Annotated in this window: 22 protein-coding genes, 1 tRNA gene and 1 pseudogene; 14 read left to right on the top strand and 10 right to left on the bottom strand. The window is 69.7% G+C overall.

Features of this window, described 5'->3' with window-relative positions; genetic code table 11:
* Positions 1-19: 19 nt before the first annotated feature.
* From ACGFJ2_RS30030 to ACGFJ2_RS29995, 8 genes are all read left to right on the top strand, one after another.
* Positions 20-892, top strand: a complete 873-nt coding sequence (locus ACGFJ2_RS30030; protein WP_358204422.1) for a helix-turn-helix transcriptional regulator — start codon at positions 20-22, stop codon at positions 890-892.
* 187 nt (positions 893-1,079) lie between these two features.
* Positions 1,080-1,922, top strand: coding sequence for an SDR family NAD(P)-dependent oxidoreductase (locus ACGFJ2_RS30025; RefSeq protein ID WP_358204416.1), 843 nt, complete (start codon positions 1,080-1,082; stop codon positions 1,920-1,922).
* A 156-nt stretch (positions 1,923-2,078) separates the two neighbouring features.
* Complete coding sequence (locus ACGFJ2_RS30020; protein ID WP_358204408.1) at positions 2,079-2,861, top strand: SDR family oxidoreductase; 783 nt, start codon at positions 2,079-2,081, stop codon at positions 2,859-2,861.
* Positions 2,862-2,931: 70 nt separating this feature from the next.
* On the top strand, positions 2,932-3,501 hold the full coding sequence (locus ACGFJ2_RS30015) for a flavin reductase family protein (protein ID WP_358204401.1): 570 nt from the start codon (positions 2,932-2,934) through the stop codon (positions 3,499-3,501).
* Between the two features lie 25 nt (positions 3,502-3,526).
* On the top strand, positions 3,527-4,903 hold the full coding sequence (locus ACGFJ2_RS30010) for an amidohydrolase family protein (protein WP_393473843.1): 1,377 nt from the start codon (positions 3,527-3,529) through the stop codon (positions 4,901-4,903).
* Positions 4,904-5,060: 157 nt separating this feature from the next.
* Positions 5,061-5,381 (top strand): Atu4866 domain-containing protein, encoded by a 321-nt coding sequence (locus ACGFJ2_RS30005; RefSeq protein ID WP_358204391.1) that lies wholly within the window; start codon positions 5,061-5,063, stop codon positions 5,379-5,381.
* A gap of 166 nt (positions 5,382-5,547) precedes the next feature.
* Positions 5,548-7,107: a Na+/H+ antiporter gene (locus tag ACGFJ2_RS30000; RefSeq protein ID WP_393473840.1), complete on the top strand. Its 1,560-nt coding sequence runs from the start codon at positions 5,548-5,550 to the stop codon at positions 7,105-7,107.
* A complete protein-coding gene (locus tag ACGFJ2_RS29995; protein WP_393473837.1) occupies positions 7,104-7,454 on the top strand; it encodes a hypothetical protein in 351 nt (116 codons plus the stop codon). The genes ACGFJ2_RS30000 and ACGFJ2_RS29995 overlap by 4 nt, the downstream gene beginning before the upstream one ends.
* Positions 7,455-7,908: 454 nt before the next feature.
* Here the strand turns inward: ACGFJ2_RS29995 and ACGFJ2_RS29990 are convergent.
* Positions 7,909-7,990: transfer RNA gene (locus ACGFJ2_RS29990), tRNA-Tyr, on the bottom strand.
* A 651-nt stretch (positions 7,991-8,641) separates the two neighbouring features.
* Here ACGFJ2_RS29990 and ACGFJ2_RS29985 point away from each other — a divergent pair.
* Positions 8,642-9,139, top strand: coding sequence for a YajQ family cyclic di-GMP-binding protein (locus ACGFJ2_RS29985; protein WP_357954907.1), 498 nt, complete (start codon positions 8,642-8,644; stop codon positions 9,137-9,139).
* Positions 9,140-9,472: 333 nt separating this feature from the next.
* Entirely contained in the window at positions 9,473-10,297 is an 825-nt protein-coding gene (locus ACGFJ2_RS29980; RefSeq protein ID WP_358180629.1) for a glycerophosphodiester phosphodiesterase family protein, read from the top strand.
* A 146-nt stretch (positions 10,298-10,443) separates the two neighbouring features.
* Here ACGFJ2_RS29980 and ACGFJ2_RS29975 read toward each other — a convergent pair whose 3' ends face one another.
* Complete coding sequence (locus tag ACGFJ2_RS29975) at positions 10,444-11,697, bottom strand: serine hydrolase (RefSeq protein WP_393473834.1); 1,254 nt, start codon at positions 11,695-11,697, stop codon at positions 10,444-10,446.
* Positions 11,694-12,983 (bottom strand): alpha/beta fold hydrolase, encoded by a 1,290-nt coding sequence (locus tag ACGFJ2_RS29970; RefSeq protein ID WP_393474009.1) that lies wholly within the window; start codon positions 12,981-12,983, stop codon positions 11,694-11,696. The genes ACGFJ2_RS29975 and ACGFJ2_RS29970 overlap by 4 nt, the downstream gene beginning before the upstream one ends.
* A gap of 60 nt (positions 12,984-13,043) precedes the next feature.
* Between ACGFJ2_RS29970 and ACGFJ2_RS29965 the strand changes: the two genes are divergently transcribed.
* The 4 genes from ACGFJ2_RS29965 to ACGFJ2_RS29950 are packed head-to-tail and all read left to right on the top strand — an operon-like array spanning position 13,044 to position 15,583.
* Positions 13,044-13,589, top strand: coding sequence for a helix-turn-helix domain-containing protein (locus tag ACGFJ2_RS29965; RefSeq protein ID WP_393473831.1), 546 nt, complete (start codon positions 13,044-13,046; stop codon positions 13,587-13,589).
* A 49-nt stretch (positions 13,590-13,638) separates the two neighbouring features.
* Positions 13,639-14,103, top strand: coding sequence for an NUDIX domain-containing protein (locus ACGFJ2_RS29960; protein ID WP_357954899.1), 465 nt, complete (start codon positions 13,639-13,641; stop codon positions 14,101-14,103).
* 54 nt (positions 14,104-14,157) lie between these two features.
* A complete protein-coding gene (locus tag ACGFJ2_RS29955) occupies positions 14,158-15,360 on the top strand; it encodes a cytochrome P450 (protein WP_393473828.1) in 1,203 nt (400 codons plus the stop codon).
* Positions 15,361-15,373: 13 nt separating this feature from the next.
* On the top strand, positions 15,374-15,583 hold the full coding sequence (locus tag ACGFJ2_RS29950) for a ferredoxin (RefSeq protein WP_393474006.1): 210 nt from the start codon (positions 15,374-15,376) through the stop codon (positions 15,581-15,583).
* Positions 15,584-15,674: 91 nt separating this feature from the next.
* On the opposite strand, the gene htpX is transcribed toward ACGFJ2_RS29950, so the two are convergent.
* The 7 genes and pseudogenes from htpX to ACGFJ2_RS29915 all read right to left on the bottom strand — a co-directional run bounded on the left by htpX (position 15,675) and on the right by ACGFJ2_RS29915 (position 24,101).
* Complete coding sequence (gene htpX, locus ACGFJ2_RS29945; RefSeq protein ID WP_357954895.1) at positions 15,675-16,526, bottom strand: zinc metalloprotease HtpX; 852 nt, start codon at positions 16,524-16,526, stop codon at positions 15,675-15,677.
* Between the two features lie 335 nt (positions 16,527-16,861).
* Positions 16,862-18,535, bottom strand: a complete 1,674-nt coding sequence (locus tag ACGFJ2_RS29940) for an NADH-quinone oxidoreductase subunit N (RefSeq protein WP_393473825.1) — start codon at positions 18,533-18,535, stop codon at positions 16,862-16,864.
* Entirely contained in the window at positions 18,532-20,259 is a 1,728-nt protein-coding gene (locus tag ACGFJ2_RS29935; RefSeq protein ID WP_393474003.1) for a NuoM family protein, read from the bottom strand. Before ACGFJ2_RS29935 ends, ACGFJ2_RS29940 begins: the two co-directional genes overlap by 4 nt.
* A complete protein-coding gene (locus ACGFJ2_RS29930; RefSeq protein ID WP_393473822.1) occupies positions 20,259-22,166 on the bottom strand; it encodes an NADH-quinone oxidoreductase subunit L in 1,908 nt (635 codons plus the stop codon). The genes ACGFJ2_RS29935 and ACGFJ2_RS29930 overlap by 1 nt, the downstream gene beginning before the upstream one ends.
* Before the next feature lie 239 nt (positions 22,167-22,405).
* A pseudogene (nuoK, locus tag ACGFJ2_RS29925) lies at positions 22,406-22,690 on the bottom strand (NADH-quinone oxidoreductase subunit NuoK); the annotation flags it as partial.
* A complete protein-coding gene (locus ACGFJ2_RS29920; protein WP_357954888.1) occupies positions 22,690-23,253 on the bottom strand; it encodes an NADH-quinone oxidoreductase subunit J in 564 nt (187 codons plus the stop codon). The gene ACGFJ2_RS29920 and the pseudogene nuoK, both read right to left, overlap by 1 nt.
* Positions 23,250-24,101: a 4Fe-4S binding protein gene (locus tag ACGFJ2_RS29915; RefSeq protein WP_393473819.1), complete on the bottom strand. Its 852-nt coding sequence runs from the start codon at positions 24,099-24,101 to the stop codon at positions 23,250-23,252. The genes ACGFJ2_RS29920 and ACGFJ2_RS29915 overlap by 4 nt, the downstream gene beginning before the upstream one ends.
* Positions 24,102-24,279 lie beyond the last annotated feature (178 nt).

Below are 24,279 nucleotides of genomic sequence, written 5' to 3'. Positions count from 1 at the left end.
CTCCGGCCGGGGACGCGGCGTGACCGGGACCCCGCTGGGCGACTTCCTGCGCGCCCGCCGCGAAGCGCTCAAGCCGCAGGACATCGGCTTGCCCGAGTACGGCCGCCGCCGGGTCAAGGGCCTGCGCCGCGAGGAGGTGGCGATGCTGGCCGGCATGAGCAGCGACTACTACGTGCGGCTGGAGCAGGGCCGCGAGTCCAGCCCTTCCCCGCAGGTCGTCGACGCGGTCGCGCAGGCGCTGCGCCTGGACGCGGCCGCCACCGAACACCTGTGGCGGCTGGTGCAGCCGCCGGAGGCGCGTAGCTGGCGGCGCGCGCAGGACACCACCGTCAGTCCGCAACTGCTGCAGCTGATGGACGGCTGGTCCACCTCGCCCGCCTTCGCGCTCGGCCCCGCGCTGGACATCCTGGCCTGCAACCCCATGGCCGCCGCCCTGCACGAGGGCTTTCACCCGCCCGACAACCTGGCCCGCATGGTGTTCGCCGACCCGGCCGGACGGGAGTTCTACCAGGAGTGGGAGCGGGCGGCGCACTCGTGCGTGGCGGAGATCCGCGCCGCCTACGGCCATGACCCCGACAATCCGCGCATCGCCGAGGTCGTGGCGGACCTGTCGGCCGCCAGTGACGAGTTCGCCGAGCTGTGGGGCCGTCATGACGTCAAGCCCAAGACCCAGGAGGGCAAGCACCTGCGCCATCCGGTCGTGGGCGACCTGCACATCCTGTTCTCGGCGTTCACCGTCAACGGGGCGCCGCACCAGCAGCTCGTCGTGTATCAGGCCGAGCCCGCCTCGCCCACCGCACAGGCGTTCGAACGGCTGCGTGCCCGCGCCGACGACGCACTGTCCAGGGCGATGCAGGACGCGGATCAGGCGCTGACAGCACGAGCCGACTGACCCACCACGACACGACCATGCCAAGAGGCCGGGGCCACGCCCCGGCCTCTTTCCGTGCGCGGCCGTTACGCCGCACGGCGCGGTTCCTAGGTATGACACTCCCAGGAATTCCGCGACCTTCTTCCACCTCGCTGACCTGGGCAAACTTTACATGTCAGCCAAACGGAACGGAACGAAGGACACCGTCATGGCCACCTGGTTCATCACCGGAGCATCCCGCGGGCTCGGCGCCGAGATCGCCCGCACCGCCCTCGCCAAGGGCGACAACGTCGTCATCGCGGTCCGCAACCCGGCCCGCGTGCCGGACGACCTCGCCAAGGCCGGCAACGTACTCACCGTCGCCCTGGACGTCACCGACAGCGCGGCCATCCCGGCCGCCGTCCAGGCCGCCGTCGACCGATTCGGCCGGATCGACGTGCTGGTCAACAACGCCGGCCGCGGCCTGCTCGGCGCGCTGGAGGAGATCAGCGACGCCGAGGCACGTTCGCTGTTCGACCTGAACGTCTTCGCCCTCATCGACATGACCCGCGCCGTCCTGCCCGTCATGCGCCGCCAGGGCTCCGGCAAGCTCTTGCACATCGGCTCGCGATCGGGGTTCGAGGGCGAGCCTGGGGTGAGCCTGTACAGCGCCTCGAAGTTCGCCGTGGCGGGCGTCAGCGAGGCGCTGTCGAAGGAGCTGGAGCCGTTCGGCATCCAATCGATGGTGGTCGAGCCGGGCGTCCTGCGCACCGACTTCCTGGACGCCAGCTCCCTGTCAGTCGCCGCCGGACGGATCGACGCCTACGACGGCACCCCGGCCCATGTGACCCTCGACTGGGCGGGCACCGCCAACCACACCCAGCTCGGCGACCCGGTCAAGGGCGCGGCACTGATCTACGAGGTCACCGGCCAGGACAGCTTGCCCTCGCACCTGTACCTGGGCCCCGACACGCTGGAGCGGCTGCAGGTCAAGCTGGACCAGATCGAGCGGGACGTGGCCCCCTGGCGAGCCAAGTCCGCCGCCACCGCCCACGACGACGCCGCAGCCTGACCAACAGCCCGCCGCTACAGGCGACCGCGGCTCCACCTTCGCGGAGGGATCCTGCGAACGGCGCCGGCGCTGGCGCCTGCCCTCCTTACCCGCACATCTTCTGGCCCGCCGCTGACCGCGGGCACCGCACACACGCACACGAAAGAAGCCTTTGCCATGTCTACTGCTGCTCTGCTCACCGGAACCCCGCTGGCCGGCCGCGTGGCCGTCGTCTCGGGCGCCTCCAGCGGCATCGGCGCCGCCACCGCCCTGCGCCTGGCCGAACTCGGCGCGAGCGTGGCCGTGCTGGCCCGGCGCAAGGACAAGCTCGACGACCTGACCGCCGCCATCAGCGCCGCCGGCGGCACCGCGATCGCCATCGCCGTCGACGTCACCAGCCGGGAAGCCGTCGCGAACGCGGCCGCGCAGGTCGCCCACCGGCTCGGCACCGCCGACCTGGTGGTCAACAACGCCGGCGTCCAGCTCATCTCGCCGATCACCGACCTGCGCCAGGATGACTGGCAGCGCCAGATCGACCTGAACATCACCGGCGTCATGAACGTCATCGGCGCCTTCCTGCCGCACCTTACCGCCGCCGCCGAGGCCGGCCGGTCCGCGGACCTGATCACCACCTCCTCGATCGCGGCCACCCGGATCCTGGAGAAGTTCTCCGTCTACTCCGGCACCAAGGCGTACATCAGCCACCTCACCCGGCTGCTGCGCGTCGAACTCGGCCCCAAGAACATCCGGGTGGCCACCATCGAGCCCGGCATGGTCGACACCGAGTTGCCCAGCCACGTCACCGACCCCGACGCCAGCGCCCTCATGGAGGGGCTGCTCACCGAGATCGACCCGCTGCAGTCGGCGGATGTGGCCGAGACGGTGGCGTTCATCGCCGCCTCGCCCCGCCACGTGAACCTCACCGAGATCACCATCCTGCCCACCGCGCAGGCCGTCTGACCTGGCCTCCTGCCCGGCTCCCTGCGAGGAGCCGGGCCGGCCTCTCCCCAAGGAGCCCAAGGAGCACGTCATGAATCGCGCCGACTTGATCCCGTATCCGCTGGAGCAGGTGCACCGGCTCATCGAACCCGGGCCCGTCCTGCTCGTGTCCACCTTCGACGGCCGGCGGGCCAACTTGATGACCAACGGCTTCAACATGCCCGTCTCGCACGAGCCGCCGCTCATCGGCCTCATCGTCGGCCCGTGGGACCACAGTTACACCGCCCTGCGCGAGAGCGGGCAGTGCGTGCTGGCAATCCCGTCCATCGACCTGGCCGAGCAGGTGGTCGACGTCGGCAACACCTCCGGCCGCGACGCCGACAAGTGGAGCCGCTTCGGCTTCACTCCCGTGCCCGCCGCCACCGTGGACGCGCCACTGGTGGCCGAGTGCTTCGCCAACCTCGAATGCACGGTCGCCGACGACCGGCTCGCCGACGACCACCACCTGTGGATCCTGCGCGCCGAGCGGGCCTGGATCGATCCGGGCCGGCGCGGCGCGGGCGAGTTCCACCACCGCGGCGACGGCACCTTCTCCGCCAACGCCGCCACCGTGGACCTGCGCCACCGCATGACCAAGTGGCAGTACCTCACCCACGACTGACCCTTCCCACCTCGAAGGAAGCCCCATGAACGCCACCCTGGACCAGCTGCGCAGCGCCGACCCCGGCCGCCGCATCCTGCTCACCGGAGCCGCCATCGTCACCATGGACCCGGAGCTGGGCGTCCTGCCCCGCGCCGACCTGCTCATCGAAGGCGACCGGATCGCCGCCGTCGGCGTGGACCTGCAGGCCGGCGACGCGCTGGTCATCGACGTCACCGGCGCCGTCCTGGCCCCCGGTTTCGTCGACACCCACCGCCACGCCTGGGAGGCGCAGCTGCGCCGCATCATGCCGGACGTCAACGACCTCGGTGAGTACGTCACTTCCACCCTGGCCGGCATCGCCCCCGCCTACCAGCCGCAGGACATGTACATCGGCACTCGCCTGGCCGCGCTGACCGCCATCGACAGCGGCATCACCACCATGCTCGACTTCTCCCACAACTCCCGCACCGCCGCCCACTCTGACGCCGCCATCCGCGCGCTGGCCGACACCGGCATCCGCGGCGTGCACGCCTCAATGCGCCCCCACTTCGGCGACTGGGACGGCCAGTGGCCCGCCGACCTGACCCGCCTGCACGACACCTACTTCGCCGTCGGCGGGCTGCTCACCCTGCGCCTGGCCGCCCTGGCCACCGACGAGGTCGCCGGCCCCGACCTCGCCTACGGCGAACACCTCGCCCGCACCGCCCGCGACCTCGGCATCGGCGTCAGCATCGACGCCGTCTTCGGCCAGTCCTCCTCCGAGGCCATCCTCGGCTGGGCCAAGCAGGGCCTGCTCAGCCCGGACATCTCCCTCATCCACTGCACCGGCCTGACCCCGCAAGCCTGGCAGGCGATGGCCGACACCGGCGCCAACGTCGCGCTCGCCCCCACCTCCGACGCCCAGATCGGCCTGGAGAGCGCGATCCCGGCCATCGACGAGGCGCTCGCGGTCGGCATCCGGCCGGGGTTGAGCATCGACGTCGAAGTCGCGCTCGCCAGCGACATGTTCACGCAGATGCGCGCCCTGCACGCCATCCAGCGCATGCGCGCCGTCAACGCCGCCTATGGCACCGGCGACCAGCCCGCCCGGATCGGCGTGGCCGACGTGCTCGACTTCGCCACCCTGCAGGGCGCCGCCAGCATCGGCCTGGGCGGCGTCACCGGCTCCCTCACCCCGGGCAAGCAGGCCGACGTGCTCGTCGTACGCGCCGACGACCTCAATAACATGCCGCTCAACGACCCCATCGGCACTCTCGTCCTCGGCTCCGACGCCCGCAACATCGACGGCGTCTTCATCGCCGGTCAGGTCCGCAAGTGGGCCGGCGCCGTCCTCGACGTCGACCTGGCCGCGCTGCGCGAGGACGTGCGCGCCTCCCGCGACCGCGTCCTGCGCGCCTCCGGCTCCGCCGACCGGCCCTGACCCGGCCGCACCGTCGCCGGCGCGATCAGCGGGATCGGCCTGGCCTGCCCAGCCGGCCCGCACGCGCCGGCAACCGCCCTCCCCCGTCACCGGCCCCGGCCGCTCGCCTCGGCCGGCCCGCCATGCCCATCACCTCTCACTGGCAAGGAGCCCGTCCGTGTTCAGAAACACCCTGCACCTCCTCGGACTGTTCACTACGCTGCTCGCCTGCGCCGCCGCGAGCGACGGCCGCTCGAAATCCGCCCCTCACCCGTACGTCGGCATGTGGGTCACCGCCGACGGCCGGATCCGCCAGGAACTCCTCGCCACCGGCCGCTACGAAGAGGAACGCGACGGCCGCAAGCTTGCCTACACCGGCCGCTACACCGTCACCGGCACCCACCTCGACTACCACGACGACCTGGGCTTCACCGCCACCGGCGACGTGCGAGACGGCGTGCTCTACCACGAGCACCTGGTGCTCTACCGCGAAACCTGACCGCGCCCGACCCGTACCGCGAAGCCGAACGCTGGGCCATGGGCAGCCGGATCCGGGACGTCGCCGTGGCCGGCGACGGCAGCGTCTGGTACGTGGAGGACGCCATTCCCGGCCGCCTCGTCCGTCTTATGCCCTTCCAGTAGCAACCCTTGAGGAAACCCCGCCGATGAGCCACCGAAGCATCGAGATCGTGGTCGTCGTGGTGACGGCCGTGCTGGCCCTGACCTGGATCGCCAGGAGATTGCGGCTCAGCGAGCCCATGCTGCTGCTGGCCGGCGGGGCCCTGATCGGGCTGCTGCCCCACTTCGGCGACATCCCGCTGCCGCCGGAGGTCGTGCTGTTCCTGTTCCTGCCGGCCCTGCTGTACTACGAGTCCTTGACGACCTCGCTGCGCGAGATCCGGGCCAATTTGCGCTCCATCACCCTGCAGGCCACCGGCCTGGTCGTGCTCACCACCGCGGCGGTGGCGGTTCTGGCCCACGCCGCCGGTCTGTCCTGGCCCCTGGCGTTCGTGCTGGGCGCGGTGCTCGGCCCCACCGACGCGGTGGCCGTGGCGGCGGTGGCCCGCGGTCTGCCCCGCCGTACGGTCACCATGCTGCGCGCCGAATCCCTGATCAACGACGCCACCGCGCTGGTGCTGCTCGCGGTCGCGCTCGAAGCGGCCGTGGAAGGTGTGCCGTTCTCCTGGAGCGGCACCACGCTGCGCGTCATCGTCTCCTACGCTGGCGGCATCGCCGCCGGGCTCGCCGTCGCCGGGGTCATCGTTGTCATCCGCCGCCGCTGGCGCGACCCCATGCTCAACAGCGGCCTGAGCGTCCTGACCCCCTACGCCGCCTTCCTTCCCGCCGAACTCCTACACGCCTCCGGCGTCCTGGCGGTCGTCACCTGCGGCCTGGCCCTCAGCCAGGCCGGCCCCCGGCTCATCCCGCCGGCCGCCCGGCTGCAGGCCGTCTCCTTCTGGGAGGTCACCACGTTCCTCATCAACGGAGCGCTGTTCGTCCTGGTCGGCATGCAGCTCCCGGCCGCGGTGCGCGGCCTGTCGTCCTTCGCGCTGCCGCACGCGCTCCTGCTCGCCCTGGCGGTGAGCGCCGTGGTCATCGGCGTGCGGCTGCTGTGGTTCTACACCGTCCCCTACCTGGTACGGCTCCTCGACCGGCGGCCCAGCCAGCGCGAACGACGCATCGCGGCCCGGCACCGGCTGCCGCTCGCCTGGGCCGGCATGCGCGGCGCCATCTCCCTGGCCGCAGCCCTGTCGGTGCCCGCCCTCACCGCGCAAGGACTACCCGTTCAAGACCGCGACGCCATCGTGTTCATCACCACCATCGTCATCCTGACCAGCCTGGTCCTGCTCGGACCGCCGCTGCCCGCCCTCATCCGCTGGGCCCGCCTGCCCGCCGACCCCACCCAGGCCCAGGAGGAGCGCCTGGCCGTCCGCGAGATCACCCGCGCGGCCCTGACCGCCCTTCCCGAGCAGGCCGCCCGCCTCGGCACACCCGCCCACATCGCCGACGCGCTCGCCCGCGAGCTCGCCGGTCCCGGACGCCACGGCCAGGCGAAAGCGGCGGAGCACGCCCGGCAGCTGAAGCTCGCCCTGCTCCAGGTCCAGCGCGCCACCCTGATCCAGCTCCGCGATCGCCGCCACATCGACGACATCGTCCTACGTCGCTTGCAATCCCGGCTGGACGCCGAACAACTCCGGGTCGACGCAGCGCCGCACGGGTCGTGAGCACGTTCGTCACCCCGGCCGTCAGGAAGACACCCGCCACCATCGTGCCCGCCAGCGGCCAGAAAACGGCCACCGTCGCGACTCCGGTGATGCTGCTGGTGACGGTCAGCGCGGCCGTAAGCGCCCCGGCGGCAGCCAGCAGACCCAGCAGCAGTCCGGCCGCGGCCACCGCCCAACTCTCCATCAGCGACGTCCGGCAGCCGCTCCTGCGTAAGCCTCCCCAAGCCTTCCAGAACCATCAGTCCCAGGCCCTCCCGCCGGCGCTTCCATTCCTGCAACACCTGCGGCGGATAGAGATCTCGTCTGCGCCCGTCGATCCTTCGGTGGTGTGGGCGGCATCAGGATGATGTTGGGGAAGTCATCCAGCTCTTCCGGGCCCAGGTCGTCATGCTCCCAAGGACCGCCGGGATTAGCTGCGTAGATGTGGGCTTTCTCTACGTTGAGTTCGGAATGCCATCGATCATCTTCACGATTCGCTGATCGCACGGAGGGTCAGGCCAGTAGCACGTACCCTCCGCCAGCGCGTAGAGGGCGGCGACTGTGCTGTCGGAGTAGCTGCGCTGCCGTCCCAAGGTGCTTGAGTCGTTTCCTGAGGGCTCTGTGACGTTCCTTCTGACGGTAGACGCGCGCGTCGAGGGAGCCAGTGTCGCCGCAGACACATCCCAGGCGCTGCGACCCATCAACCAAGATCGCTAGAGAACGATCAACCGTAGAGCGCCGGTGTCACCCGCGGACAGCCGGACACAAAGCGAGAGGCCCGTCACCGCGTTTGCGCTGGTGACGGGCCTCTTCCCGCTGGTGTGGCAGGTGCAAGGTTCGAACTTGCGTAGGCTGAGCCGACGGTTTTACAGACCGCTCCCTTTGGCCACTCGGGCAACCTGCCGTGCCATCCGCTCTCGCGGCGACATCAGAAGAATAGCGGACTTCCGAGGTACACGTGACACCGGTTTGTCCCACGCCGGATCCCGCCTACCTGCTCCACCGAAACGGTATTCGCCCCACCATCGACCGAACCGTCCCTTTGAGCGGGACCGCGTCCTTGACCTGCGGTAACGGCTTGCCAGGCGCCGAGGAGGTCGCAGAGCGGGGTCTGGCTCTGGCCTACCTCGAAGACGAGCAGGTGATCACCCGGAATGATGTCTCTGACCTGAGCAAACGGGTTTCGAGAAGGCGGAGGGTCCGGCCCGATCCGGTCGTGCTGCGGCTCGTCTGTTTGAATGTGGTCACGTTCGTGCTGGCCAGCCAGCGCTCCCAGGGCTCGTACGGTGTGGATGAGCTTCGCGCGCCAGTAGGTGACAGTCGGCGCCGGCCCCAGGCACCCGCGCAATCCCCATCAACACCATCGAAAAGCGCCCTAATCGGGAGGCGACGCCGATGATCCTTCGGTATGGCGGGTGGATCAAGGCCCGGCGCCCTGCACGACGCGCCGATGCTGGCTAGGCTCGTACGCTGGGGTCCGCGTTCGCAGAGGGCGCGTTTTCGAGGTCCGCAAGATCTGGAACCGGATACCGCCTAATGCTTACGCAGCGAGAGGATGTGCGTTTTGGCCGATTCATCTTTCGACATCGTCAGCAAGATCGACCGCCAGGAGGTCGACAACGCGCTGAACCAGACGGTCAAGGAGATCGGACACCGCTTCGACTTCAAGGGCACCGGGGCCAGCATCAGCTGGTCCGGGCAGAGTATCGAGATCAAGGCCAACAGCGAGGAGCGGGCCGGGGCCGCGCTCGACGTGTTCAAGGAGAAGGTGGTCAAGCGAGGCCTCTCCCTGAAGATCATCGACGCGGACGAGCCCAAGCTGTCCGGCAAGGAATATCGCATGCTGGTCTCGCTCAAGGAGGGCATCGACCAGGAGAACGCCAAGAAGATTTCCAAGCTGATCCGCGACGAGGGACCCAAGGGTGTCAAGGCGCAGATCCAGGGTGAGGAACTTCGGGTCAGTTCGAAGAAGAAGGACGATCTCCAGGAGGTCATGTCCCTGCTCAAGGGCAAGGATCTGGACATCGCCCTGCAGTTCGTGAACTACCGGTAGCGGGCGCCCCGCTGTACGTCAGAGATCGCGCAGGGCATATCCGGGGCACACGGCCGAGCGCGCTGTCCACAAGGGCACGCGTTTTCTCCTGTGCCTCGGGCCTCCGCCCTCCATAAACGCCGCCCCTACATGTGTGCTGAGCGAGGGTGAGCCGCACGGTCTGCGCTGAAGCGCCCTGGTGACGTGGTGGAGGTCTACCAGTGCTGGCGGGCCCCGACGACGCTCGATGCCCGACTCACCGCCTCGCCAGGCCGCCGGGCGCCGTATCCGAGGCCTCGCAGTGATCCAGATATGCCAGGGTTGGCGTAATTGGGCGAGCGAAAGGTGAGGGTCTTGGCGTTATCGCGTGTTGTGGCCGGTCTGGCTGTGGGTGTGCTGGCCGCCGTACTTCCTGCGGGCAGTCCCGCCGCCCAGGCGAGCGCCGCGTTACCGCCGTGTCCGCAGATATTCGGGCATGGCGGCTACCCCAGCGGCGCTAACGGCGCCGATACCTGGAACCGGGATCAGGTACGCCAGCCCAACAACCCCACCGCCATCCGGAAGTACAAGGGCTGGGGTGCGGCAGGGGTCGAGGCGGATCTGCAGCTCACCAAAGACGGTACGAAGGCCGTCATGTGGCACAACACCTCCACCTGGGGCCTGAGCGGCGCCAAGAAGAACATCACCGACATCTGGTGGGCCGCCGGCGACACCGCGCTCAAGGGGCGGACGATCAACCGGGGCATCTTCAAAGGTGAGACCGTCTCCACCTTCCGCGAGTGGCTGGCCGCCATGAAGACCGACGGCATGATCGGGCTGGTCGAGATCAAGCCCGAGACGCGGCAGTTCCTGCTCGGCGCCGACGCCACGATCAAGTCGCGGGCGTGGGCCGAAGTCCTGGATCCGGTCAAGGAGCGATACGGGTCGCAGGAGATCATCCTGTACTCCCATGATGCCGGTATCGCGGCCGAGCTCAAGAGACGCGTCACCGCCGCGGGCCTGGCGCGGGTGCTGACCGGCGGGCCCATTTGGCCGGAGGTGACCAAATGGGAGGAACCGCCGCCCTCGTGGAAGCTGAACGAGAGCGCGTGGCAGGCCGCGCTCGATCGGTCGACCAAGCGGGTGGCGACCGACTACACCTCCCAGCTCAGCGCGTGGCTCAAGGGGAAGTGCCAATAGCTGGTCATCGGCCGGCCGACTCGTCAGGGGCGTCACCATGACCATGCTCGTTCACATCACCGCGGCCAAGAACACGCGATCAATGCGGCGCAGCGGCATCCGTGCGGTGAGCGGTGGGCATGACGGGATCTCTGCGGGAGAGGTGTTCACCGTGCCAGGGACAGGAGGTGGAACGCGCCTCGGATGATGGACTGGCCTTTGGTCGCCACGTCCATCGTGTCGGGTGCGGTGGTGGGGTCGGACACCATGAGGCTGGTGGCCAGAGCGCGGCCGTCGGCCGTGCGGGCGAGGTAGTGCATGGTCACGACGCCAGGCTCGCTACCGCCCTTGTACCACACTGCCGGGAACTGGGCCGCGTCCAGGTTGAGCCCGTCGTCGTTGAGTGACAGCGCGTGGTGGATCTCGGGCTGGTCAAGCCGCAGCAGGCCCGCGTACGCGTGGCAGATGTCGGCCGGCGAGGCGAACCATTCGATCTGGTCGATGTTGTTCGGTTGGGGCCAGGTCTTTCGTATGTCGGGCAGGGGCCGCCGTTCCAATTCCCGTAACGCGGCGGCGCGCTCGTGTCGCGGCAGGGCCAGGTACTGCTGTGCCCGAGCCGCATCCGGGGCGGCCTTGAGCTGGAAGAGCGCCTTGGTGGTGAGGAACGGGATGTTCTCCTGGGGCTGCCGGTGGCCGAACAGCGACAGCTGGCGCACCACAGCCTCCCTGCCCAGGTGGTGGATCAGGTGGTCGGTGGCGGTGTTGTCGCTGATCGAGATCATGTGGTCGGCGAACGCCGCCAGCGGGAGGGTGGTGCCGGCCGGGCGGTCCTGCAGTGTGCCCGAGGGCAGGCTCTTCCAGTCCTCGCGGATCGCCAGCTCTTCGTCCCACGCGGCTCGCTTCTCTGCGACGGCTTGGGCGAGCGCGCCCAGTACGTACAGCTTGAACGCCGAGCCGATCGGCCGTTGCGTGTCGGCGGCGAGGCCGTGGGCGATCCGGCACTGTCCGTCCGGCTCGATCTCCGCAGCGGCGAAGGACACGCGTGTTCCCAGCTCGGCCAGCCGCGTATCGATCTGCGTCCACGAGGTCGGCTCGCCTTCGTCCGGGGTCAGGCGGAGGTTGTCCACGAGCCCTGCCCCGTCCACATGCACCGTGAGGAGGTAGTCGGCAGTAGGACCACGCACCTCCGCCTGGGCCAGATCCGGTCGCGTCGTGCGGATCTGGCCTGCCGCGAGCCTGCCCACCCCGGCCAGCGCGGCGTTGAGTCCGTCCGGCCCGCCGCTCGCGTCCAGCAGGGCCGGTGCCAGGCGCTGACGGATCTCATCGTCCGGCAGCGGAGCTCGGGCTGACGCGCCCAGCAGCCAGTTCAGCTGTTCTTCGGCGGTCTTGGAGGAAGTATCCGCCGCGGTTTCTTCGATCATTGCCGTGCCCCTCGTCCAAATGTCGAGTCGGTGTGGTCAGCGCGAGGTGCCAGCCAATCGGCGATGTCGGCGACGACGGCCGCGTCGACGTGCTGCGGCGACTCGTATTCCGCGGGAGTGGACGGGCCTGAGCCGGAGAAGAACAGGTGGTTGTCGGCGTCGTGGACGCGGATCGTGACGTCCGCCCGGTGGGCGAGGCCTGCTTGCCAGCGGGCGAGGTCGTCGGCGACGGTCACCTGGTAGTCGCGGCCGCCCTGCAGGATGAGCATCGGCTTGTTCAACGCCGCCGCGGTCGCCACCGGGTCATAGCCGCGCAGATCCAGCCAGTACGCCCCCGAAAAGCCGAACGGCAGGTCGGCGGCGGGCGTGTCGGGCGACAGGTCGGGGCTGTCGACCATCGCGGCCTGCCGCGTGATCATCTCGGCGGCGGCCTGCGCGCCGGGGTCCAGGGAGGCGAGGTAACTGACGACGCGCACGGCGGCCTGGTGCATCGGCTGGGCGTCACCGGCCAGCAGCACCAGACCGGCCACGGACGGCTCGGCGGCCGCGACTCGCGGGGCTACCTTGCCGCCCATGCTGTGGCCGGCGACGTACACCCGGGCGGCATCCACGTTCGAGTGGCGCTGCAGCAGGTGGATGGCGGCGACGGCGTGCGGGACGTACTCGTCGGTCATCGTGAAGTCGGACTGACCGGCGTGGGTGTAGGTCACCTTGTCGAAGCGCAGCACCGCCACGCCACGACTGGCCAGCCCCCAGGCCAGGTCCTTGAGCGGTTTGTTGGGGCCGCTGGTCTCGTCCCGGTCGAACGGTCCGCCGCCGCTGAGCAGCACCACGCCGGGCCAGGGGCCGCGCCCGCGCGGCAGGCTCAATGTCCCGGGTACGGCCAGCGCGTCGGAGCCCACGGTGACCTCGTGCTCGTCGAAACTCTTACGACGCGCGTACGGCGGCGGCGTCCATTGCTCGGTGAGCGGGGGCGCGAGCCGCAGACCCTGCAGCAGGCCGGTCTCGTCGACCGACATGACCACCGTCAACCCGCCCCGCTCGCACGTCACCGGCACGCTCACCCGGGTCAGCCCCGCCTTGACCGGCTCGCTCACCGGTGTCCCCAACGCCGAGATCGGCCCGATCCTGGAGATCAGGCCCTCCCACTCGGCGCGCAGCGCCTCAGCGGACACCACCGCTCGCAGCGGCGGGGCAAATAACCGCTCGATGTCCGCGAAGTGCCCATTCTCCGCCATTTCGACGACCGCCGTGGCGGCGGCCGCCGGGCCCATTTCCACCATCATCACGACACCAACCTTTCTACTGTTTTGCGAACGGTAGCACAGCATGAGATCGTTGTGCGGATGGAATCCTTGGAGCTACTGGCACATCCGGTACGACTGCGGATCGTGCACGCGATGCGCGGCGGGCGCTCACTCACCACCACTCAGCTGTGCGCCCGGATCCCCGACGTCTCGAAAGCCATGGTCTATCGGCACGTCGACCTGCTCGCGTCCGGCGGAATCCTGGAGGTGGCCGACGAGAGGAGGGTGCGTGGCGCGGTGGAACGCCACTACCGCCTACGCCTCGACCGGGTCACCGTCGACGCCGACGCGCTCGCGGCGCTGTCGCCCGACGACCACCGGCGCGTCTTCGCCACCTCGATGGCGGTCCTGGTCGCCGAGTTCAACGCCTACCTCGACCGCGAGAACGCCGACCCGGTCGCGGATCTCGTCGGCTACCGGCAGCACGCCATCTGGCTCAACCGCGACGAACTGGAAGAGATGATCAGCGGGCTGCGTCGCGTACTCCTGCCCCTGCTGGCCAACCAGCCGACGCCGGACCGCGCGCAATACCTGCTCAGCCCCCTCTTCTTCCCTCTCGAACAGCCATCTGGCGACTCCGAGTGAAGCGCCGGCCCACCGCAAGCCGGAGAACGCCCGCATAGGCTCCAATGACGTGACGAAAATCCCCCTGCGCCGGTTCACGGCCCGTGCCCTGCCCATCGACGAACAGGGCAGGGTGCTCCTGCTCCACGGGTTCGATCCCGCCCGGCCCGATGAGCCGTTCTGGTTCACCATCGGTGGCGCCGCCGAGGACGGGGAGACGCTCCAGGAGGCCGCTCTGCGCGAGCTGCACGAGGAGGTCGGGATCCGGGCCGGGGCCGACCGGCTCACCGGTCCGTACGGCACGAGCACGATCGAGTTCTTCTTCGCCGAGTACGCCGTCACCCAGGACCAGACGTTCTTCGCGGTCCGGGTGGCCGAGGGCACGGACATCTCGTACGAGCACATGGAGGAGATCGAGAAGGCCACCACGCTGGGTCACCGCTGGTGGAGCCCCGAGGAACTGGAGGCCACTGACGAGGTCTTCTTCCCCGAGGACCTCGCCACCATCCTGCGCAAGATCAACTCGGCTGCTTGACGACCATAAGGCAATTGTTTTAAATGCGGTCATATCGGCCATCAGGAGGTCACCGTGAGTGGCGCGCCCGATTACCCGTTCCGCAATCCCACCGCTCTGGAGCCGCCTGAGGAATGGGCGAGCATGCGCGAGGGCTGCCCGGTAGCCCGGGTCCGGCTGGCCAGCGGCGATGAGGCGACGCTGCTCACTCGCTACGAGGACGTCAAGCAGGTGCTGTCAGACCCGCGGTTCACCCGGCACCTGGACGCTCCCGACGCCGCCAGGGTCAGCGCCGACGCCTCCGGCGGATCGTTCGCCAAGCGCAGGACGGGCATGGCCACCTCGGTCGGCGAGGGGCACCAGCAGTGGCGGCGGCTGGTCGGCAAGGCGTTCACGGTCAAGCGCGTCATGGCCATGCAGCCGCGGATGGTGGCGATGAGCGAGCAGTTGATCGACGCGATGGTGGAGCAGGGGGCGCCGGCCGATCTTGTCTCCGGGCTGGGGTTCCCGCTTCCGGTATGGGTGATCTGCGACCTGCTCGGGGTGCCCGATGAGGATCGTTTCCGGTTCCCGTACTGGTCCGACACGCTCCTTAACATGACGAAGTTCGAGCAGAAGGAGATCGACGCCGCGCAGGCCGACTTCAACGAGTACCTCACGGCGCACATCGCCGCCAAGAAGGCCGAGCCGGGCGACGATCTGATCAGCGCCCTCCTGGCCCTCGTCGAGGAGGACGGCCTGATGACGGAACCCGTCGTCCTGGGCACCTGCCAGGGCCTGCTGGTCGCCGGGCACGAGACCACCGCGAACATGATCGGCAAAATGGTGGCCATGCTCCTGGCCGACCGGCGGCAGTGGGAACGCCTGCTGGCGGACCCGTCCCTCATCCGCTCGGCGGTCGAGGAGATCCTGCGCTTCGACGCGAACCCTGGTTTCGGGATGCCGCGCTACCTCACCGAGGAGGTCGAGGTCGCCGGTACGACGCTGCCGGCCGGGACCACGGTGGTCTGCAGCCTGGCCTCGGCCAACCACGACGAGGACGCCTTCGCGCAGGCCGGCGACATGGACCTGGGTCGCTCGCCCAACGTCCATCTGGCCTTCGGCGTCGGGCCGTACTCCTGCTTGGGGCAGGCGCTGGCGCGTACCGAGTTGCAGACCGTTCTGGCCGTGCTGCTGCGGCGGCTGCCGTCGCTGGAGCTGGCGGTTCCCGCTCGGGAGCTGGCCCGCCGCGAAGGGCTGCTCATCGGCGGGCTTCAGCAGGTGCCCGTCAGGTGGTGACCGGGGGATGATCATGAGGGTGGCGGTGGATCGGGACAAGTGCTGCGGAGCGGGGCAGTGCGCGATGATCGCGCCGGAGGTGTTCGACCAGGATGAGGATGACGGGGTCGTCCTGCTGCTCGACGACACGCCGGATGCGCGCCTGCATCAGGCCGTACGGGAGGCGGCGAGCGTGTGCCCGGCCGCCGCGATCCAACTGTCCGAGTCCGACGTGACGGCGTAGTCACACCCCTGCCGTCCAGCTGTACGAGTCCCTGTGGTCCGCCCAGCTGTACGAGCCATCGGTGTGGCGGATTAGCCCTCGGTGCGGCGGATTAGCGGCGGTAGCCCGCCATGCGCTCCAACCGGGCGACCCGCTCGGAAGTGGGCGGGTGGGTGGAGAACAGCCGCCCGAACCCGGACCCGCTGAACGGGTTGGCGATCATCATGTGGGAAGCCGAGGTGAGGCGGCTGTTCTCCGGCAGCGGCAGTCGGCGCGCGCCCATCTCGATCTTGCGCAGCGCCGAAGCCAGCGCCAGCGGATCGCCCGTCAGCCGAGCGCCGGACTCGTCCGCCTGGAACTCCCGCGTCCTGGAGATCGCCATCTGCACCATCCCCGCCGCCACCGGTCCGAGAACCATCATGAGCAGCGCCCCCACGAACCCGGGCCCCTCATCGTCATCGGACCCGCCGAAGAACACGGCCACGTAGCTGAGCCAAGTGATCATCGTGGCCAGGGCGCCGGCTACCGACGAGACCAGGATGTCTCGGTTGTACACATGGGACAGCTCGTGGCCAAGGACTCCGCGCATCTCGTCCGGGTTGAGCAGCTGCGTGAGCCCGTACGTCACGCAGACCGCCGCCTGGCGCGGGCTCCGGCCGGTCGCGAAGGCGTTCGGCTGCACGGTGGGCGAGATGTACAGGCGCGGCATCGGCTGCCGGGCTTCGTTGGAGAGCTCCCGTACGATCCGGTACAGCATCGGCTGCTCGACTTCGCTGACCTGCCGCGCCCGCATCGCCGACAGGGCGATCCGGTCGGAGAAGAAGTAGGCGATACCGCTGCTCGCCATGGCGAGCACGAACGCTAGCTGCAGCCCGGTGCCGCCGCCCAGCCACCCTCCCACCGCGAGTATCAACGCAGATAGGCCGCCCAGCAGAATGGCGGTGCGCAGACCGTTGTGGTGCAAGGTTCCCCCCTTCGCGGTGTGGGTTCACCTGGTCCAACGACGATCCCCCGGTTCATCGTTCCCTGTGGTGCCCGCCGCAGGGCACAGCACGACCGAACCGCCAGCTCAGAGGGTCGGAACCGCCCCCATCCGCCAACTCTTCCGAAGGGGGATGCGCCCTATCCGCTGGCTCAGCGCGTCAGAACCGCGCCCCATCCGCTGGCTCAGCGCGTCGGAACTACGCCCCGTCCGCCTGCTCTTCCGGAGGGAGATGCGCCCCATCCGCCAGCTCTTCCGGAGGGAGATGCGCCCCATCCGCTGGCTCACCCGGAGGCGGATGTGTCCCACCCGCATGCTCACCCGGAGGCGGACAGCGACGTCATCCCCAGCACCAGCTGCGGTGCGACCGAGAACAGCAGCGCCACCACCACAGCGATCCCGACGGCCACCCAGGCGGCGGGAAGCGCCCTGCGAACCCCGGAGGGCGCGGGTTCGGCCGGGGTGAACAGCCGGGCCGTCCAGACCACGTAGTAGTACAGACCGATCACGGTGTTGACGGCCATGACCACCGCGAGCCACCCGGCCCCACCCTCGATGATCTCCCGGAACACCACCACCTTGGCGAACAGCCCCGCCAGCCCCGGTGGCAGACCGGCCAGGCAGATCAGGCAGAACGCCAGCGCGATCGCCGCCACCGGACTGCGGAAGGCGAGGCCACGGTAGTCGTCCAGCTCGTTGCGCGCGGTCGTCCGCGACATCAGCATGACGACCGCGAAGGCGCCCAGGTTCATGGCCGCGTAGATGACGAGGTACGCCACGGATGCCCCGACCGCCCCGGCGACATCACCGGCAGTGCCAGCCGCACCCGCCGCACCCGCCGCACCCGCCGCACCCGCCGCACCCGCCGCACCCGCACCGACGGTAAGGCTAGAGGCGGCGGTCATCGCCCCGGTCTGGGCCGTCACCGCGAGCGGGGCCAGGATGTAGCCCGACTGGGCGACCGAGGACCAGGCAAGCAGACGTACGGCGGAGCGTTGGCGCATGGCCAGGAGGTTGCCGACCGTCATGGTGAGCGCCGCGACGACCGCGATGATGGGCGACCAGGTCGACGCCTGGCCGGGCAGCGCCGTGACCAGAACGAGGATCAGGCCCGCGAACCCGGCCGCCTTCGAGATCACCGAGAGCAGCGCGGCGACCGGGATCGGCGCGCCCTGGTAGACGTCCGCCGCCCAGGCGTGGAACGGCACCACAGCGATCTTGAACGCGAAGCCCGCCACGACGAGCACCAGCCCGACCGTGACCACGCCCGGTAGCCCGTGACCGGCCGCCAGCAGCGACGAGTATGTCTCCGGCGCACCCACACCCGGCGCGGGGGCCTTCCCGCTGAACACCGAGGCGAGACGGGACAGGTAGACCGTCCCCGCGATCCCGTACAGCAGCGAGACCCCGAACAGCATCACGGCCGTCGACACGACCGAGACCAGGAAGAGCTTGACCGCCGCCTCGGAGGAGCGCCCGTCGTAGCGTTTGAGCGCGGTGAGGGCGAAGACCGGCAGCGAGACCAGCTCCAGTGCCACCACCAGCATGATCAGGTCACGCGAGGCGGGCAGGGACACCGCGCCGACCAGCGTACAGAGCAGCAGGAAATACCACTCACCCGCCGGAATGCCGCCCCCGGCCAGCTGGGTCATCGACATCAGCACGACCACGACGCCCGCGACCAGCACCAGCCCGGCGAAGATCAGCGTGAACCGGTCGACCACGAACGAGCACGCCGGCTCACTTCCGGGGCCCGCCGCGGTGGCGAGGCTGTCGGGAACGCAGAAGGTCGCCCGTGCGCCGTCACCTCGTACGGCCTGCGCCACGACGAACCCCAGGGCGACGACGACGCCCGCCAGACTGACCAGACCGAGCCCGGTCCTGGTACGTCCCCCGCTGGGGAGGAACGCGTCGAGCATCAGCACAAGCCCGGCCACCAGCGCGAGGACCAGGGGCACCGCGATGACCGAGTAGTCGATCTGCTGGATCATGACAGGGCCCCCAGCAGGGTCTGTACGGCAGGTGTGGTGAGCGAGAGGAGCAGTTTCGGCCAGAGCCCGAACAGCAGGATCAGCACGATCAACGGCACCCAGGCGGCGAACTCGTACCCCTGGATGTCCCGCGACACCCGCCCGCCGACGCCACCCTCGCCCTTGATCGCCCCCGCGACCCGCTTACTATCCGGCGACTCGCCTGCCCATGCAGCCTGCTCACTGTCGGGCGACTCACCCGCCCACCCAGACCGCTCGCTGTCCGGCCACGCAGACGCGTCGGATGGCCGGCCGCCCACGCCAGAAGCGCCCGAGGGGGCGGCGGCCGGGACCGCCTGGGCGCGTTCGGGGCGCCCGTGTGTCACCCGGGACAGCATGACGAGGAAGTACGCCGCCGTCAGCACCGCGCCCAGCCCGCCGATCACCATGAACGTCAGGAACAGCCCCCGAGGCAACCCGCCCGCCGGCTGGAAGGCGCCGAAGAGGGACAGCATCTCCCCCCAGAACCCGGCCAGACCCGGCACCCCGAGCGAGGCGATGGCCGCGAAGGTCAGCACCGACCCCAGGTGGGGAAGTGTGGCCAGTATGCCGCCGCCGAGTGCGCGCATGTCGGCCGTGCCGTAGCGCTCCTTGATCGCGCCGGCGAGGAAGAACAGCAGGCCGGTGATGAGGCCGTGGGCGACGTTCGCGAACAGGGCGCCGTTGATGCCCACGGTGGTCAGCGTGGCGAAGCCCAGCAGGACGAAGCCCATGTGGCCCACGGAGGAGTAGGCGATCATGCGCTTGAGATCGCGCTGCGCGAGGCAGGCCAGGGCACCGTAGACGATGCCGACGACGGCGAACGCCCCCAGCCACGGCGCCACCGCCGCCGCCCCTTCGGGCAGGACGGGGATGGCGATCCTGGCGAAGCCGTACGTGCCCATCTTCAGTAGCACGCCGGCCAGCAGCACCGAGCCGACGGTGGGCGCTTCGGTGTGCGCGTCGGGGAGCCAGGTGTGCAGCGGCCACATAGGCGTCTTGACCGCCAGCCCGACGCCGATCGCCACGAACGCGAGGATCTGTACGGCTCTGGGCATGCCCGCGCCGTGTGCCTGGCCGAGGGCGACGATGTCGAGCGTGCCGGTGCGCGCCCAGACGAGCAGCAGGCCGAGCAGCATCACGACCGAGCCGAGCAGCGTGTAGAGGATGAACTTGATCGACGCGCCCCGGCGGCCCTTGCCGCCCCAGATGGCGATCAGGAAGTACATCGGGATCAGCACGATCTCGAAGAACACGAAGAACAGCAGCAGGTCGAGCGCGAGGAACGTACCGATCATGCCGACTTCGAGCACGAGCAGCGTGAACACCAGCGCCCGCGGCCGCGCACCCCCGGCTCTCGGTCGCAGCAGCTGGCCGGGGCCGCGCGCGTCTCCCCAGCTCAGGTAGACGAAGCAGAGGAACGTCAGGAGCGCGGTCAGCGCGATCAGCGGCAACGAGATGCCGTCGACGGCCAGGTGGAAGTGGAGCCCCAGCCCGGAGATCCATTCCCGGTCGACGGCGAACTGCGGCCGCGCCGCCTGCCCGTAGTCGAACGTCGCCACCATCACCACGGCCAGCACCAGCGCGACACCCGACACGACCAGCCCGTAGACCCGCAGCCAGGGACGCAACACGGTGGGCGACACCAGCAGGAGCAACGCGCCGAGCAGAGGCACCGCCAGCAGCACGACAGGGAGCCAGCTCATCATGTGAACACCACCGCCCCCACTACGATCAGGAGGACCCCGGCGAGCACGCCGCTCACATAGAGCTGGACGTTGCCGTTCTGGGCGAGCCGCAGCAGCCCGGACAGCCCTCGCGCGGACCGCCCCGAGCCGCGCACCGCCCCGTCCACGACCACGTCGTCCGTCCTGACCACGAGCCTGGCCAGCGCCAGGACAGGCCGGACGAACAGGGCGGCGTAGACGCCGTCCACGTAGAACGCCCGCTCGCACGGCACGCGCAGGGGGCCGAGCAGCCGGGCCGGGTCGGCGAGGGGGTCGCTGCGCCAGAACGCGTACACCACCCCGCCGCCGAGCAGCGCGAGCACGACGCTGACGGCCGCCACGCCGAGCTCCACATGAAGCCCACCGGCGAACCCGAGAAGCACGGCGGGAACCGAGAGGAGCACGATGGGCACGAGCATGGTCCGCGGCGCCTCGCGGATGTCGATCACGTGGGCCGTGCCGGGCTCGGGCTCGGGGAGCGCCACGACTCTCGCCGCGCCGAAGAAGGTGCGTAGCCAGGCTCTGGTCGCGTATGCCCCGGTGACGGCGACGGTCGCGAGCGCGCAGCCGTACAGCAGCAGGGCGGCGGCATCCGTCAGACCGCTACCCGGCAGCGCGGGGTCCATGGCCAGCAGGAGCTCGTCCTTGCTGAAGAAGCCGCTGGCCGGAGGCAGCCCCGCGAGGGCGGCGAACCCGATCGTCATCGTGACGAACGTGACCGGCAGCGCCCGTCTCAGCCCGCCCATCTGGCTCATCAGGTTGGAGCCGACGTGGTGGATGACCGCGCCGGCGCACAGGAACAGCAGCGCCTTGAACGCGCCGTGCGTGAGGAGGTGGAAGATCGCCGCGCTGCCGGAGCCCGCCGCCAGCCCGCCGGCCATGTAGGAGAGCTGGCTGATCGTCGAGTAGGCGAGCACGCGTTTCAGGTCGTCCTGTGCGAGCGCGGCCAGGGCGGCGCCCAGCATGCCGAGGGCGGCCATGACGGCCAGCACGTCGAGCGTGGGACGGGCGCCCTGGAACGCGGGGAAGAGCCGCGCCACGATGAAGATCCCGGCGGCCACCATGGTGGCGGCGTGGATCAGCGCGCTGATGGGGGTCGGGCCCGCCATCGCGTCAGGCAGCCAGGTGTGCAGCGGAACCTGTGCGCTCTTGCCCGCCACCCCGGCCAGCAGCAGCATGGTGGCGGTCACCAGCGTGCCCGTGGACATCTCGGGCACCTTCGCCAGCACCTCCGATATCCGGAAGCTGCCCGCGGCGCCACCGAGCACGAAGATGCCGAACAGGAAGCCGACGTCGCCGAGCCGGGTGACCAGGAACGCCTTGATGGCCGCCCGCGAGTTGCTCTTGTCCTCCCACCAGTGGCCGATGAGCAGGTAGGAGCACAGGCCCATGATCTCCCAGCCCACGTAGAGGACGAGGAGGTCGCCGGCGTAGACGACCAGCAGCATCGCGCTGGTGAACAGGCTGATGAAGGCGCTGTAGGAGGGATAGCGCGGGTCGTCGTGGAGGTAGCCGACCGAATAGACCTGTACGGCCAGCGCCACGAGGGTCACCAGAACGCCGAGGATGGCGGACAGGTCGTCGGCCTGGAGGGTCAGCGAGATCGGGACGGCGCCGGTGCCGATGGTGCCGTAGGTGCGGCCGACGGCCGGACCCGGTGTCGCGCCTTCGAGGAAGGCGAAGCCGGGTGCCCAGGCCAGCCAGAGCGCCAAGACCGCGGCGGCGGCCGTGGGCAGCACCGCGATGCACGCCGCCCGCGTGTTGGCCGCTGAGCCCCCTGAACCCGGTCTGCTTTCCGGGCGCCGGCGCGGCCAGCGCGAAAGCAGCAGGCCGGCGAAGGCCGCGACGAACGGCAGGACGACGGCCAGGAGCGGGAAGACCGTCACGACGCGCCCCCTCGCTTGGCGGGCTCGGCTTTCGTGGCCGAGTCCCCCGCCGCCGCAGGCTCTGGTGTCGTGGTCGGGTCCTCCGCCACCGCGGGCTCACCCAGCCGACGTGTCGGCGGGTCATCCGACGTGCTGGGATCTGCGGGATCGCCCGGCATGCCGGAGTCTGCTTGGTCGCCCGACCTACCCCCCGGGTCCGCCGGGGTGTCCGACGTGCCGGGTTCGGACAGGTCGCGGAGCTGGTCGATGTCGACCGTACGGCGGTTGCGGTAGAGGGACAGCACGATCGCGAGCCCCAGCCCGACCTCGGCGGCGGCGATCACGATGATGAACAGCGTGAGCACCTGGCCGCTGTGCAATCGATCGCCCAGCCACACGTCGAACGCGACCAGGTTGAGGTTGACGGCGTTGAGCATCAGCTCGACCGACATCAGCACGAGGATCGTGTTGCGCCGGGCGAGCACCCCGTAGACGCCGACGGAGAACAGAAGCGCGGAGACGACCGCCGGGTAGACGATGTGCACTAAGAACCCCCGGTCTGCTCAGGTGGCGGACCCCCGGGTATATCCGTGCGGGACAGCACGATGGCACCGATCAGCGCGGCCAGCAACAGCACCGAGAGCGCCTCGAAAGGCAGCACCCACGTGCTGAACACGCTGGCGCCCAGTTCCTTCGCCGCGCCGGCGCCGGGTTTCAGCGGTGTGTACGCCGTACGGAAGCCGTCGATCACCACGGTGACCAGGACGGCCGCCGTCGCCACCGCCACCACGGCCGCCACCCACCGGTTGCCGCTGTCGAGATCGGCGGAGCGGCCGATCGGAGCACGGGTCAGCATGATCCCGAACAGCAGCAGGACCACCACCGCGCCCACATAGATGAGCACCTGGACCCAGGCCACGAACTCGGCGGTCAGCACCAGGTAGCCGCCGGCGAGGGCGCCGAACGAGACGACCAGCCAGAGGGCGGCGTGGACCAGTTGCCTGGTCGTGACGACGAGCAGCGCGGATCCGACCGCCACCGCACCCAGCAGCAAGAAGACGATCTCTTGCCCGGTGGGTGACAGATAGGAGGGCACCGCCTCGGTCACGAATCCTCCTCGGACTCCCTTGTCTTTTCAGGGTCGAGCCGCCCGGGCGGGCGGATGGATCGAGGATCGGCCATCCTGCGCCCGCGTCGGCTCGTGCCAGAAGTCTGCTCCCCGCGGCCGGGCGGCGACGACGGTTGGCCCGTGCCTGTGGAAAACTCTTCGGCAGATGGCCGACCTGTGGATGACGGGCCGGATTCGACGCCGGATTCAGCGCCGGGAGCCGGTCCGGAGGCGGTATCGGCGGCAGGTCCGGATGCGGTACTGGAAGCAGCGGTACTGGAAGCAGCGCCAGAAGCCGCTCCGGATGCGGGGCCAGAACCTACGCCAGATGCGGGGCCAGAAGCTTTATCGGTGCGGTCCGCGGCCGGGCCCGCCGTGCCAGGGCGGGCGGCGGACGGGTCACGGGCCGGGCGGCGGGCAGCGGTGAGTTCCTTCGGTGGCTCGGCGCCAGGGTCGTGGGCAGGAGGAGGCGGAACCGTGGGAGCCCAGGTCGAGAGCCGATCCTTCTCGTGCAGAAGGTTCCGAATGTCACCCTCGGCGTACTCGAACTCGGGCGACCAGAACAGCGCGTCGAACGGGCACACCTCGATGCAGATCCCGCAGTACATGCACAGGGCGAAGTCGATGGCGAACCGGTCGAGTACGTTCCGCTGGCGGGGACGTCCACCCTCAGGGGCCGGGAGGGTCTCCTTGTGCGAGTCGATGTAGATGCACCAGTCGGGGCACTCGCGCGCGCAGAGCATGCAGGAGGTGCAGTTCTCCTCGACCAGGGCGATGACGCCACGGCTGCGCGGCGGGAGGGCGGGCTTGACCTCGGGATACTGCTGGGTCACGGATTTGCGCAGCATGTGACGAAGAGTGACCGATAGGCCCTTCGCGAGGCCGACTCCCGGTATCCGCGCCATATCAACATCATGTCGCACTTGACCGCGCAGGTGAACGCTCCAGGCCCGTTGTCCCCAAGTTTTCCACAGCTATCCACAGGCAGACCGGAGGTTATCCACAAGATGTGTCCACACCCGATAT

It is taken from the genome of Nonomuraea sp. NPDC049028 (assembly GCF_043197735.1).
In the GTDB taxonomy this organism is placed as follows: Bacteria; Actinomycetota; Actinomycetes; order Streptosporangiales; family Streptosporangiaceae; genus Nonomuraea.
The sequence above is the reverse complement of the archived record's forward strand: the minus strand, read 5'-3'. Positions and strand labels throughout refer to the sequence as shown.

Excerpts from the sequence above, each read along its gene's own strand:
- ACGFJ2_RS29965 (WP_393473831.1), top strand. The coding sequence starts at position 13,044 with ATGGAATCCTTGGAGCTACTGGCACATCCGGTACGACTGCGGATCGTG.
- ACGFJ2_RS29985 (WP_357954907.1), top strand. The coding sequence starts at position 8,642 with ATGTGCGTTTTGGCCGATTCATCTTTCGACATCGTCAGCAAGATCGAC.
- ACGFJ2_RS29975 (WP_393473834.1), bottom strand. The coding sequence starts at position 11,697 with ATGATCGAAGAAACCGCGGCGGATACTTCCTCCAAGACCGCCGAAGAA.
- ACGFJ2_RS29940 (WP_393473825.1), bottom strand. The coding sequence starts at position 18,535 with ATGATCCAGCAGATCGACTACTCGGTCATCGCGGTGCCCCTGGTCCTC.
- ACGFJ2_RS29915 (WP_393473819.1), bottom strand. The coding sequence starts at position 24,101 with ATGCTGCGCAAATCCGTGACCCAGCAGTATCCCGAGGTCAAGCCCGCC.
- ACGFJ2_RS30020 (WP_358204408.1), top strand. The coding sequence starts at position 2,079 with ATGTCTACTGCTGCTCTGCTCACCGGAACCCCGCTGGCCGGCCGCGTG.
- ACGFJ2_RS29950 (WP_393474006.1), top strand. The coding sequence starts at position 15,374 with ATGAGGGTGGCGGTGGATCGGGACAAGTGCTGCGGAGCGGGGCAGTGC.
- ACGFJ2_RS30015 (WP_358204401.1), top strand. The coding sequence starts at position 2,932 with ATGAATCGCGCCGACTTGATCCCGTATCCGCTGGAGCAGGTGCACCGG.
- ACGFJ2_RS30010 (WP_393473843.1), top strand. The coding sequence starts at position 3,527 with ATGAACGCCACCCTGGACCAGCTGCGCAGCGCCGACCCCGGCCGCCGC.
- ACGFJ2_RS30025 (WP_358204416.1), top strand. The coding sequence starts at position 1,080 with ATGGCCACCTGGTTCATCACCGGAGCATCCCGCGGGCTCGGCGCCGAG.
- ACGFJ2_RS29970 (WP_393474009.1), bottom strand. The coding sequence starts at position 12,983 with ATGATGGTGGAAATGGGCCCGGCGGCCGCCGCCACGGCGGTCGTCGAA.
- ACGFJ2_RS29935 (WP_393474003.1), bottom strand. The coding sequence starts at position 20,259 with ATGAGCTGGCTCCCTGTCGTGCTGCTGGCGGTGCCTCTGCTCGGCGCG.
- ACGFJ2_RS30000 (WP_393473840.1), top strand. The coding sequence starts at position 5,548 with ATGAGCCACCGAAGCATCGAGATCGTGGTCGTCGTGGTGACGGCCGTG.